Source organism: Chamaesiphon sp. OTE_75_metabat_556 (assembly GCF_031378165.1).
GTDB lineage: Bacteria > Cyanobacteriota > Cyanobacteriia > Cyanobacteriales > Chamaesiphonaceae > Chamaesiphon.
Window position 1 is genome coordinate 1 of the sequence record NZ_JANNDR010000367.1, and the last position, 11,675, is coordinate 11,675.

11 protein-coding genes and 1 pseudogene are annotated in these 11,675 nt (G+C 48.3%); 9 read left to right on the top strand and 3 right to left on the bottom strand.

Annotated elements, in window-relative coordinates; all coding sequences use genetic code 11:
* The first annotated feature begins 69 nt into the window (after positions 1-69).
* The 5 genes from RMO27_RS14715 to RMO27_RS14735 all read left to right on the top strand — a co-directional run bounded on the left by RMO27_RS14715 (position 70) and on the right by RMO27_RS14735 (position 8,012).
* Positions 70-852, top strand: coding sequence for a hypothetical protein (locus tag RMO27_RS14715; RefSeq protein WP_309733787.1), 783 nt, complete (start codon positions 70-72; stop codon positions 850-852).
* A gap of 50 nt (positions 853-902) precedes the next feature.
* Positions 903-4,562 carry a CHAT domain-containing tetratricopeptide repeat protein gene (locus RMO27_RS14720; protein ID WP_309733788.1) on the top strand — a complete coding sequence of 1,220 codons (3,660 nt, stop codon included), beginning with the start codon at positions 903-905 and terminating at the stop codon, positions 4,560-4,562.
* A gap of 189 nt (positions 4,563-4,751) precedes the next feature.
* Entirely contained in the window at positions 4,752-5,426 is a 675-nt protein-coding gene (locus RMO27_RS14725) for a hypothetical protein (RefSeq protein WP_309733790.1), read from the top strand.
* 333 nt (positions 5,427-5,759) lie between these two features.
* Entirely contained in the window at positions 5,760-6,914 is a 1,155-nt protein-coding gene (locus tag RMO27_RS14730; protein ID WP_309733792.1) for an aminotransferase class V-fold PLP-dependent enzyme, read from the top strand.
* Positions 6,915-6,929: 15 nt separating this feature from the next.
* Complete coding sequence (locus RMO27_RS14735) at positions 6,930-8,012, top strand: glycosyl transferase (RefSeq protein WP_309733794.1); 1,083 nt, start codon at positions 6,930-6,932, stop codon at positions 8,010-8,012.
* 48 nt (positions 8,013-8,060) lie between these two features.
* On the opposite strand, the gene RMO27_RS14740 is transcribed toward RMO27_RS14735, so the two are convergent.
* The gene (locus RMO27_RS14740; RefSeq protein ID WP_309733795.1) at positions 8,061-8,582 is read right to left on the bottom strand and encodes a hypothetical protein; all 522 of its coding nucleotides are present in this window, start codon (positions 8,580-8,582) and stop codon (positions 8,061-8,063) included.
* Positions 8,583-8,669: 87 nt separating this feature from the next.
* Here RMO27_RS14740 and cobU point away from each other — a divergent pair, with 87 nt between their 5' ends.
* From cobU to RMO27_RS14760, 4 genes are all read left to right on the top strand, one after another.
* The gene (cobU, locus tag RMO27_RS14745; protein WP_309733796.1) at positions 8,670-9,263 is read left to right on the top strand and encodes a bifunctional adenosylcobinamide kinase/adenosylcobinamide-phosphate guanylyltransferase; all 594 of its coding nucleotides are present in this window, start codon (positions 8,670-8,672) and stop codon (positions 9,261-9,263) included.
* 9 nt (positions 9,264-9,272) lie between these two features.
* On the top strand, positions 9,273-9,419 hold the full coding sequence (locus RMO27_RS14750) for a hypothetical protein (protein ID WP_309733797.1): 147 nt from the start codon (positions 9,273-9,275) through the stop codon (positions 9,417-9,419).
* 118 nt (positions 9,420-9,537) lie between these two features.
* Positions 9,538-10,110: a peptide deformylase gene (def, locus tag RMO27_RS14755; protein WP_309733798.1), complete on the top strand. Its 573-nt coding sequence runs from the start codon at positions 9,538-9,540 to the stop codon at positions 10,108-10,110.
* An 8-nt stretch (positions 10,111-10,118) separates the two neighbouring features.
* Entirely contained in the window at positions 10,119-10,307 is a 189-nt protein-coding gene (locus RMO27_RS14760) for a hypothetical protein (RefSeq protein ID WP_309733799.1), read from the top strand.
* A gap of 80 nt (positions 10,308-10,387) precedes the next feature.
* On the opposite strand, the gene RMO27_RS14765 is transcribed toward RMO27_RS14760, so the two are convergent.
* A complete protein-coding gene (locus RMO27_RS14765) occupies positions 10,388-11,203 on the bottom strand; it encodes a HEAT repeat domain-containing protein (protein WP_309733800.1) in 816 nt (271 codons plus the stop codon).
* 217 nt (positions 11,204-11,420) lie between these two features.
* Positions 11,421-11,675, bottom strand: a pseudogene (locus RMO27_RS14770) (phycocyanin subunit alpha); the annotation flags it as partial.

An 11,675-nucleotide genomic window follows, 5' to 3' on the forward strand; every position in this document is an offset into this window, starting at 1 on the left:
TTTCCAAGATTACACAGAATAATACTAGGTATGGTAGATTAAAAATCTAGCGTGAGTTTAGTCAATAATATGCAGACAAATACAGAGCAGGTAGCTAAAGGGATCGAGATGTCCGCTCGTGGTTTACTAGAGTGGCAAACCGCGCTCAAGGATTGCGGCATCGATACGGCGAGAGGGTTGCTCGATGAGCTAGCTTTAACCGACATTGCTCGACCGACGGTGACAAAGGCTTTCAAGGGCGAAAAGGTCGCACAAAGTTCTTGGAAAAAGATTTTCACCGCGTTAGATTTCAAACGGGAGACTTTTTTCACTGATGCTGAATGGAATGGGTGGAATCGGGAAACTGTGTGGAAGAATTTGTGGGGGTTGGCGGAGAATGCGGACGATCGATTTGGGCTGGTGCTACCGCAACAAATAGAACATGCTGGCTTGAAGGATGTGCTGACAGAAAGTGTCTTTCAAAAAAGGTTGCTCAGTGGTAAAAAAGTATTGCTAAAGATACCTGCGGGATTATCGGGGTATTTGATTTTGGTCGAGCAAGATGCCCTGGGGAGTATCGAGCTAATTTCACCCTCTTGTTTGGTGACAGATCCCAAACTTACAGGTGATGTTCGGCTATTGCCGCAGTATCCACCGTCAGCACATAAGTTTTTTATCCCAACTACTCTCGGTACTAATTCACTCTGGGCGGGTATTTTTGCCCAGTTGCCGGATTGGGAATGGTTGAAGCAGGCGCAGGCAGGGGTATTGAGTTTGACAGAAGACCAGTTGATGGATTTGTGGAATTATGCGAGTAAGCCACCACTGGGAAGTCAGATCTGGCGATCGAGTTATGTAGTGGTCAGCCCCTGAATTCGGTAACTTTGTCCGGTCAACATTTGTAAATCATCGGGGCTAAGAGCGTGAACGAACAACAGATGTCCGAGTATATCAAATTTATTAATGAGCTACTTGCCTGTGAATCTGGGAAGAAAGCGATCGTCTATCAAAAATACTCACGATTGGTAGATGAGAAATTACCTGAAGTGATGGAGATGTATGCCGCCAAGGTTCTAGATCCCTACAGTAAGATGTATTCGGATTATCGACATGTGTTGCGGATGGAAGCTCAAACTCTCGCCAAAAATATCGACAACTGTAACCGTTTCAATGCTCAAGGGGTTGAACTTTTTAACCAAGGAAAAATCACCGCAGCCATCGCGATCTTGCAGCGGGCTTTGGGGCTAGCTAGCTATAATTTCCCCAGTTCCAATCAGTATCTGGCTGGTACCTTGAATAATTTAGCTGGGTTGTATGAGGTTCAGGGACAATTGGCGGAGGCGGAACCTTTATATAAGCGGGCACTAACGATCTATGGGGACTTGTTTGGAGATCGACCTAGTGAGGCTGTGACTACTACCTTGGGTAATTTAGCAAGATTGTATCAATCACAAGGGAGATCGGCAGAGGCAAGATCGCTTTATCAGCGGGCATTGCAAAGTGTTGAAGGAATTGTTAGCAACTGGAACCAGTTGCATTCTCAAGCGACTCAACTCTATCGCCAAGGAGAAATTGCCGCAGCTATCCCGATCGCGCAACAGGCACTAGAACTAGTTGAGAAATATTTGTCTAACTCCAACACCCCCTTGGAGGCACATAGCTTGAATACTTTAGGGGCACTTTACAAGTCACAGGGGCGATGGACGGAAGCAGAACCACTCTTCGATCGGGCACTGGCGATCCGTAAGGAATTGTTTGGCGAACAACCCACTCAGGATCTGGCGATTAGCTTGAATAGTTTAGCGGAGTTGTACAGATCGCAGGGGCGATGGGCGGAGGCAGAACCGCTTTATACTCAGGCACTAGCGATCTGTGAGGAGTTATTTGGCAATCGACCGAATGACATTCTTGCAGCCTGTTTAAATAACTTAGCCGAATTGTACCGTTTGCAGGGGCAATGGGCGAAGACGGAGCCACTACACAAGCGATCGGTGGCAATGTATGAGGAATTATTTGGCGAGCGACCTAATAACGATTTGGCTTCGAGTTTAAACAATTTAGCTGGATTGTATGAGGTGCGGGGACGATGGGCGGAGGCGGAACCGCTATACGATCGGGCACTGGCGATCCGCCAGGAATTGTTTGGCGATCGACCCAATAGCGATCTGGCAACTAGTTTGAACAATTTAGGCTTATTTTACAAGTTACAAGAACGATGGGATGAAGCCGAATCGCATTTGGATCGGGCACTGACAATTAATGAGAAATTATTTAGCGAACGACCAAATGACACTCTAGCACTCAGTTTGAACAATTTAGCCCTAGTTTACTCGCGGCAAGGGCGATGGGCAGAGGCAGAACCTCTGTACGATCGGGCACTGGTAATTAATGAGGAATTGTTTGGCTATAAACCTAATCACTTTCTAGAAGGCAATTTGACCAGTTTAGCGCAGTTGTATGAGTCCCAAGGGCGATGGACAGAGGCAGAACCGCTGTACGTTCGGGCACAGGCAATTAATGAGAAACTGTTTGGCAATCTCGGACATCCAAATTTAGTTAGAACTTCCATCAATTTAGCTCTATTCCACGCTCGACAACAGCAGCCAGACAAGTCTCTTCCACTATTACAGCAGGCGATCGAGCTTGAAAACAGTTGGCTGACAACGGTTATCGCTGCTAGCGATCGACAAGAACGATTGAAAGATCTCGAACAACGACACGTAAATCTAGAATATTTACTCTCCCTAACTCAACAATACTTTCCCAACGATCCTACCGCCGTCACTGCTGCCCTCAATGCCGTTCTCAGTCGCAAAGCTCAAGCCACCGCTACCGAAGCTGCTGTGAATCAAGCGATTCAACAAAACCCCGAACTTGCCCCCGATCTCCAGCAACTCAAAACATACCACCAGGAAATCGCCGCCCTCAGCTATACGATTGCCGATCGGCCAGAACTAAAAGATCGCCTCGACACCCTCCTTCAGTACCGCAAGGGGCTAGAAAGAAGACTGGGCAGATCCATCCCCGCGATCGATCTAGCGCAGCAAGTAGTCGATCGACAAGCACTAACTAGCATTCTCCCACCTGATGCCTTCCTGGTTGAATTCATCCGGTATCGTCCCTATGATTTTATTCACAAGGAATGGCAACCCGCTCGTTATTTAGCCTTCATCGTCCCACCACATCCCACTGAGGATGTCATGGCGATCGATTGTGGTGTTGCGGCAGAGCTAGATTTGGCGATCGATAAATTCCGTCGTGCCTATGCCGACATCGATTTTAGCGGCGAACACAGCGGCATGGGCACTCAAACGATCTCCGAGCTTCCAGCCCCTCAAGACGATCGCCAATTCCAGTCCGATTTGCTCAATCGACTCCTCCCTCATTTACCTACTACTGGTACCTGCTACCTCGCCACCGATGGCTACCTCCAGATCTTGCCCTTCCACCTACTCAAAACAGCCGAGGGTGAATATCTAGGCGATCGTTATCGCTTCCACCACCTCATCACCGCGCGCGATCTCCTCCGCCACCAGCGCGTCCCTACCTCTACCAATCCCCCACTAATCCTGGCCGATCCTGATTATGACGGTGGGATCGCCCCGACTCCATCTACTCATCCCAAGACAGGTTTACAGGTTAGCGATCGTCTCGACGGACAACGATTCGACAGGCTGCTCATCAATCGGCAATTTGGCGAACGAGTTGCCAGATCCTATGGAGCTACCTGCTATACCGATATCGAGGCTACAGTCGGCAGGCTGGAACGACTCAACGCCCCACGGCTGTTATTTGTTGCCACCCACGGCTTCAGCCTGCCTAGCCAGAACGATCTCATTGAAACCATTCAGAATTGTGAGGGAGACAAAGAGGAAACCATTCTCCGCAATCGATCGAGCGAAATCACTCCCGCATTTCGTGCATATTGGCAACAATCCGCCGATGCAGGTAACGAATGGTGTCAAAGAATCGTTGCCACAATCGATGAAATCGGTATCAATTTACAACCGCCAGATCTTCTCGCCCAGCCCACCGACGATCCGATGCTCCGCAGTGGGATTGCCCTGGCTGGTGCTAACATTTGGCGATTTCAGGGACAAGAAGACCCTCAATTTGGCAAAGGCGTGGTTTTCGCCGATGACATCACTCAATGGAATCTCTGGGGCAACGAATTGAGTGTACTCGTCACCTGCGTTAGTGGTTTGGGCGCAGTCTCCAATAGCGAAGGAGTCTTCGGATTACGCCGTGCCCTAGCGATCGCGGGTGCCAAATACGTCATCAGCAGTCTCTGGAATATCCCTACCAAGCCCTCAGTCTTGCTGATGAACAAATTCTTTGAAATCTATCAATCTGCCACTAAACCTACTCCCGCAGTCGCACTAGCCCAAGCTCAGGCTTATATTCGCAACATCACCTTGGGCGAACTAAACAGTAGCTCGATCGGGCGAGAAATTATCAAAGAACTCCTTGCCGTTCGAGCCTTGAGTTCGTTGGCGGAGCCTATCGGAACGATAATCGCCACTGATGATGTTAAACCCCTTGCTGACCCTTTCTTCTGGGGTGCTTGGATTTGTCAAGGGTAGAAGAGATCGAGGAGATCGATCGAGATCTGAAATTTGTGTGGATGCGATCGCTGACAGCAATAAAATAAGCTTGCGAAATGAGCTGAGATGCAATCTAGGGAATAGTTGTATTTGCGGAAAATACTGATGCCACTAGGTATAGAAAAGACTATAACTGCTGTAGCGATCTAGATTCTGCTCTCACTTCATATGCTGCAACTTCAATTAATTCACTTTGCCGGACTGATCGTACTATTAGCACCTGGAGTAGTCGCTGGCACGATCGTCACCTGGAAAATTAAGTCTCCCTGGGCTTTATTTGTCACGATTGGCTTCTCGCTGGTTGGTTCTTTTGTCATTGCTATTAGCACGATGCTGTTTGGCAAACTATTGTCACCAATATTAGTAAATATAATTGGCCCTTGGGCGACGCTGATCGACTTTATCCAGACACCTGTATCTTCTCAATATGGTTGGTATGGTGCTTTGCCTGCCTATATCTTTGCGTACATGCGCCTTTCGCTCGTGTCGCCAATTGGCACTGTGGCGGGTGCGACTTTAAGTGGCATGTTGATGGTAGTTAGATACAAGCTACTGCGTGAGGGTGGCAAATTCGAGCCGTCATATGCTTGGGTTGCTGGCTTTGGGAGTGCGGTAGTCGGTGGAATCTTGGGCGTATTTTCGATCCTGATGCTGTGCTGGTTGGGATGGCAAGGGATATTGCTCATTAATGTGATGTTTGGCAATAGTCTATCTGGTGCTAATGGTGAATTTGTGGGAGTTTCCGCCCAATTAACGGCAGGTTTCTTAGTTTTATTAAACGGATTGGTTTGTGGGTTGATTAGTGCAGTTTTTGGCATTAAAACAGCTAAGATTTTGATGTAAAAGCATCGTTGTTAATTTCTGTTAGCACGTTTGGCGATCGACACAACAATCTTAAATGAGCAAATCGGAATCTAGATGGCAAGCATGAAGCACTGCCCTCTAGATTCCGTTGTTGTTGGCAGAAACTTAACTAGGATCGATCGAACCGCTGCAATCCAAATATCTGAGCGAAAATGAGAGATTAGATATTTGGTTTCATTACGTTGACAATTCAGATAAAATTGGAGGCTCACTCAATAACACCTCACGGCGCGAAAAAGCTGATGATGAACGGGTAACGAAGATCGCCCGATCTCGATCCGGCTCCTATCTTAGCCCTTACGCTCGATTTTTATGGAAACGTATCGTCAACAATTTCCCGCGCTGGCTAATAAAACATACTTTAACTATGGCGGCCAAGGGCCGATGCCACAAGCGGCTCTAGCTGCGATTGTAGCGGCCTACCAGCAGATCCAATCTCAGGGGCCATTCGGACTGAAAACTAACCAGTTAGTCGCGCGCGAGGCCGCTTTAACCCGTCAAGCGATCGCCCAAGAATTAGGTGTAACCGCAGCAACGATCGCGCTGACCGAAAATGTCACGGCTGGTTGTAATATTGCGCTGTGGGGTCTTAATTGGCAACCTGGAGATCGAATTCTCTTGTCCGATTGCGAGCATCCAGGTGTCATCGCGAGTATTGGTGAAATCTGTCGGCGGTTCGGCGTCGTTGTCAATTCGTTTCCACTGCAAGCGACACTCGAGACTGGCGATCCAGTCGCGACAATTACAACGCATTTACAACCCCAAACTCGCTTAGTCGTCCTCAGTCATGTGTTGTGGAATACGGGGCAAGTATTACCATTAGCCGAAATTACGGCCAGAATTAGGCAAGCACAAGGAGAACAACCGATTCGGATCTTGGTAGATGCCGCGCAATCGGTGGGATGGTTGCCGCTGAATTTAGCTGAATTGGGAGTCGATTTTTATGCATTTACCGGACATAAATGGTGGTGTGGTCCCGAAGGCGTAGGTGGTTTATACATTCATCCAGAGACGATGGCGAGTTTAGAGCCAACTTTTATTGGTTGGCGGGGGTTGGATTACAGTCAGCCGGATCTACCCTTTGTAATTGATGCGCGTCGCTATGAAGTGGCGACATCGGCTTATCCCTTATATGCGGGATTGCGTGCGGCAATTGCCACTCATCAAACTTGGGGGAGTGCGATCGATCGCGCCGAAAAAATCGTAAGCTTAGCTACTTATCTGTGGCAGAGTTTACAACAAGTTACGGGGATTAAGTGTTTGAACGAACTAGCTCCACAATCGGGTCTAGTCTCTTTTCAAGTAGCGACCGGAAATCATGCTAAGTTAGTGAAAGATTTAGAAGATCAACATTTTTATCTGCGTACGATTGTCGCTCCTGATTGCATTCGGGCTTGTACTCATTACTTTACAACCACCGCAGAAATTGATGAATTAGTGGGATCTTTGAGTCAGCTCATCAATTAAAGGATTGCCACTTCCATGTCAAATTTCACGGTTTATATTGCCATTACCGATCATGGTTTCGGTCATGCTGCGCGCACGGCGTCGATCGCTGGCCAACTGCAAAAGTTATTACCAGCCGTGAAGTTAATTCTGGTAACAACTGCGCCGAAATGGTTGTTGGAGTGTTATATCGATGGTGATTTTAGCTATCGACAACGGGGATTTGATGTGGGAGTCGTGCAAGCCGATAGTCTCAAAATGGATCTGGATGCCACCAGATCAAAGTGGCAAAAGATTATCGATAACCAAGCCGAAATAATCGCTGAAGAAGTGGCTTTTTGTCGGGAGCAACAGGTTGATTTAGTATTTGCCGATGCGCCCCCGTTAGCCGTGTTAATTGCCAAACAACTAGGTGTGCCTTGCTGGATGTCTGGTAACTTTGGCTGGGATTTTATTTATCGCGATTGGGGTCGAGAATTCACAGCAATCGCGGACTGGATTAGCGATTGTTACGGACAATGTGACAGGCTTTTTAGAGTGCCCTTACATGAATCGATGTCGCGATTTCCGGCGATCGAAGATGTCGGTCTGACGGGTGGTGACCCTAAGTATTCACTAGATGTCCTGCGCGAAAAATTCAATCTGATCCAACCGAAAGAACGGACGATCTTATTAACATTTGGTGGATTGAGTTTAGATGCGATTCCGTATCAAAATATCGATCGCTTTCCCAATCATCAATTTATTACCCTCGATAGGCAGGCTCCAGAGTTACCCAATTTAGTCAAAGCCCTCGATCTGGCGGTGCGTCCGGTCGATTTTATGCCATTGTGCGATCGAGTCGTCTCGAAACCAGGCTATTCGACTTATGCCGAAGCCTTGAAGCTGCAAATTCCGATCGTTTCACTGACCCGATCTGGTTTTGCTGAAGCCGAAATTATCCTCACTGGGATGCAGGATTATGGCTATCATCAAATCATTAATCCTGACGATTTTTTTGGTAGCGATTGGGATTTCTTGAATTCCCCATTACAACCACCGCGATTGACTGCGAAAATTAAAACCGATGGTAATCTAACGATCGCGAGTTCGATCGTCGCATATTTCAAGGATAAATAACTGATTTATCGATCGTTGCTGCTGTTGGTTATTGCAACACCGCAATACCTAATCTTCTAGCTTCATTCTGAGATGTACCAGATCTTCCAAAATTTGGCGAATATGTGATTCGACTTGCTGTTGACGAGCGGTTAAATCCTTGATCTGTTGATATCTAGCAATTGCTTGACTCACGCTCAAAATCTCCGTCATCAGACACGGACGCGTCCACAGCGCACCATATTCATCCAATCCGCACAAGCGATAACCAGCCTGAGGATCGATCGTCGTCAAGCCATTGGCGTCGATCGTCACATAAGGAGTCGGAATTGCGGCTCCAGTCGCGGTACGCTTAAAGGTGCGCGATTCCAACCAGGCAGCTAAAATTGGCCCGTTAGCAGTAACTTCGATCTTCTGGCGTTCGATCTCTTCTAACTCTTGTTGCCACTCAGTCACTAATTTATACATTTCCTGGAGCATGTGTGCCGCCAAGATCGGATTGGCATCTTGACGCAAATGGCTGAATTTGGGGATTTGGACTGTTGGCGATTGGGCGTTCGGGGTCGGAAGATGGTCTGTGGATATTGGCATATTAGATCGGTTGACAGTTGAGGCGATCGCGATGTGCTAACTCAACTCATAGCTACTAATAGCTATAGTTGGATACCAATGATTTGAATGGATAACAGCATAACTCAATTAGGGCGATCGATGACTACACAAACGGCACAACAACTAATTTTGGTCACAGGTGCGGCGCGCTGCGGCAAGAGTGAATGGGCAGAATCACTCGCGATCGATAGTGGCAAGGTTGTTACCTATATCGCTACCGCTACTGTCGATCCCACCGATACCGAATGGCAAGCTCGGATTGATCGCCATCAACAGCGGCGTCCAGCCAACTGGCAGACGATCTCAGCGGTTGAGGATTTAGCGAGTCAGATCGATCTCGCCGCGCCGACACAGTGTCTCTTAATCGATTCTCTGGGCACCTGGGTAGCCAACTTGCTCGATCGATCGGATCTGGAGTGGGAAACGCTAACTCAAGAGTTATTGGCTGTCTTGCCCACCAGTCTGGCAACGATCGTGATGGTTGCCGAAGAAACTGGTTGGGGTGTAGTCCCAGCCTATCCCAGCGGGCGGTTGTTTCGCGATCGGTTGGGGCTGTTGACGCGCCAAATCGGATCGATCGCCAGTACCGTTTATTTGGTAACTGGCGGTCACGTTTTGAATTTATCGCAATTGGGTCAGAAATTAGCTGGAAAAAGCTAGCCAAAAAGTATGCGGAAGCACTATCTGTTCGCAGGGGGTGAAATAACAATCAAAATTAAAATAATTCCCAATGTCGATCTCGCCGAAATTTCTTTTGAAAGTAGCGATATTTTCTCGATCGGGACGCTGGGCAATTCAGAATATGCTGATGATTAGTCTGTAGTAGTCGTCGATCCGATCGGGAGCAGGTACTCAAACATCTAAATCCTGTTAAAATGATAACTAGCTTTCAGATCGACCTACAGCCATCCTCGCGCGTACTTCCCCCTCGTTCATGCCGACATCCATCCTTGTTGAAAAGAAAAAATTAGCCAACCCACCGCTGGATATTCACTATCTGGGCGATCGCGTGTTGCGTCAGCCAGCCAAACGGATTGCCAGTGTGGATGAAGAAATCCGCCGGACGATCGTGGCCATGCTCCAGACGATGTATAGTGCCGACGGGATCGGTTTAGCCGCACCCCAAGTCGGCATTCACAAACAATTAATCGTCATTGACTGCGAGCTAGACAAACCTGAAGCTCCACCCCTGATCCTGATCAACCCCGCGATTAAAAAGTCCGGCAAAGTCTTCTGTAAAGACCAAGAGGGATGCTTGAGCATTCCTGGTGTGTATTTGGATGTCGAACGGCCAGAGACGATTGAATTGGCTTATCGTGACGAATCCGGTCGTCCACGCACGCTCAAGGCTGACGGTTTACTCGCCCGTGCGATCCAGCACGAGCTGGATCATCTCAACGGTGTCTTATTTGTCGATCGAGTTGATAACGAACTCGCCCTCACCGAAGAACTCAAGAAAAAAGGTTTCTCTCTCCAACACGTTCAACACATCACTCCAGGAGCTTAGTCCGTTTCATGTATACCCCTCTGACTGGTATTTGTTTGCTCGGTGCCTCAATTTCGGCGATCGCCGCAGTTGGCTCGGTGTTTGAACTCACTTCTGGGGCACCAGAATTAGGCACAGCAGTCACTGGTAGTATCCTCGCCGCCACTATTCCGCTGACAGTAGTATTATTTCTCACTGCCGTCAAAAATTCTCGGTAGTTGATAGTTAGCAATTAGCTGCTTGGTTACAAGATCGGGGGTTCACGCCCTGCTCTTGGGTAAAACCTGGATGCATTGTTCTACAGCAGTGCATCCATTAATTGCATGACCTGGACGGCACCGTCAGACAGTCGATCGAATGGTGAGAGCGCGATTTGAGCCTCTAATAACCCTTTGAGCGCGATTAGTTTGAGACTATTTTCGGCATGAGCTTGGGAGATCGGCCCGGCGGCGGGGAGATAGCCAATTGCTCCCAAATCCGAGAGCAGTGCCCGACGCACTTGTAAGTCGCCGTCCGCGAGCGCATCAACTAATCGATCGCCATAAGTCGTATCTTGAGTGAGTTGGTACATCGCTCGCAAGCCTGCATATCGAACGCGTGGAATCGGATGTTCGAGAAATGGCTGAATCAGCGGCACTGCATCTGTGGCACCCAATGTCCCCAAGGCTTCGAGAATTGAGTCGTATGGCTGCGAGAAATCTTCACCTTGCGGCAACAATCGGCCATCGCGCACGGCTGCTGCTAACATCTGTGTTAACACCGGAATACAGCTCGGATCGTCCAACATTTCTAGCGATTGTGCTGCCGCTTCCCGCACATAAAAATCCGCGCACTGGAGAGACTCAATTAGCGCGGGCACTGATTGTCGATCGCTGAGTTTGCCCAAAGCTCTAGCAGCAGCGCGGCGCAGAGGATAGCCACCTTCTGGCGTTCGATCGTCCTCATCTTGTAATGCGGCAATTAAGAGGGGAATCGCTGCTGGCACATCCACCCGAAATTTGCCCAACCACCAAGCTGCATATTTCCGTAAGCCCAAATCTTGGCTTTGGAGATTTTTGATCGCCTGTGCAACAGTTAGCGGTTCGCCTGATTCGATCTGGGATTCATCTTCCATAGTTGGGAGTTGGGAGTTGGGAGTTGGGAGTTTGATTTTAGAGAACCGATCGCCGATCGACTTTCAATGGGCGATCTTTCTTGGCGGTTGCAACAAATATCTATCTAACCCCATTTTAGTCGATCGTGCTAACGGACAAAAAAATTCCCGAAGTCACGTCCCTTCGTCAACGCAATTGCGAACGGATGGAGATGACTTCGGGTGCCGAGCCGAATTTCTAGCTCAGTGCGTTGATGGCATAATCCAAGTAGGAATTAGCTTCAACAGCCGCATCGCCAGACAAACCGTGGTTAGATTTGATGTACTTGAGAGCTTCAACGTACCAGCTTGGGGATAAGTCAAAAGTTTTGTTGATTTCAGCCAAACCACCCAAGAGGTAGTCATCCATAGGACCAGTACCGCCAACTACGCAGCAGTAAGTTACCATGCGCAGGTAGTAACCGATGTCACGTACACACTTTGCTTTACCAGT

What these genes read in the sequence shown, in the direction of transcription:
- RMO27_RS14760 (WP_309733799.1), top strand. Translation starts at nt 10,119, where the DNA reads ATGTATACCCCTCTGACTGGTATTTGTTTGCTCGGTGCCTCAATTTCG.
- RMO27_RS14765 (WP_309733800.1), bottom strand. Translation starts at nt 11,203, where the DNA reads ATGGAAGATGAATCCCAGATCGAATCAGGCGAACCGCTAACTGTTGCA.
- RMO27_RS14730 (WP_309733792.1), top strand. Translation starts at nt 5,760, where the DNA reads ATGGAAACGTATCGTCAACAATTTCCCGCGCTGGCTAATAAAACATAC.
- RMO27_RS14735 (WP_309733794.1), top strand. Translation starts at nt 6,930, where the DNA reads ATGTCAAATTTCACGGTTTATATTGCCATTACCGATCATGGTTTCGGT.
- RMO27_RS14750 (WP_309733797.1), top strand. Translation starts at nt 9,273, where the DNA reads ATGCGGAAGCACTATCTGTTCGCAGGGGGTGAAATAACAATCAAAATT.
- cobU (WP_309733796.1), top strand. Translation starts at nt 8,670, where the DNA reads ATGGATAACAGCATAACTCAATTAGGGCGATCGATGACTACACAAACG.
- RMO27_RS14740 (WP_309733795.1), bottom strand. Translation starts at nt 8,582, where the DNA reads ATGCCAATATCCACAGACCATCTTCCGACCCCGAACGCCCAATCGCCA.
- def (WP_309733798.1), top strand. Translation starts at nt 9,538, where the DNA reads ATGCCGACATCCATCCTTGTTGAAAAGAAAAAATTAGCCAACCCACCG.
- RMO27_RS14725 (WP_309733790.1), top strand. Translation starts at nt 4,752, where the DNA reads ATGCTGCAACTTCAATTAATTCACTTTGCCGGACTGATCGTACTATTA.
- RMO27_RS14715 (WP_309733787.1), top strand. Translation starts at nt 70, where the DNA reads ATGCAGACAAATACAGAGCAGGTAGCTAAAGGGATCGAGATGTCCGCT.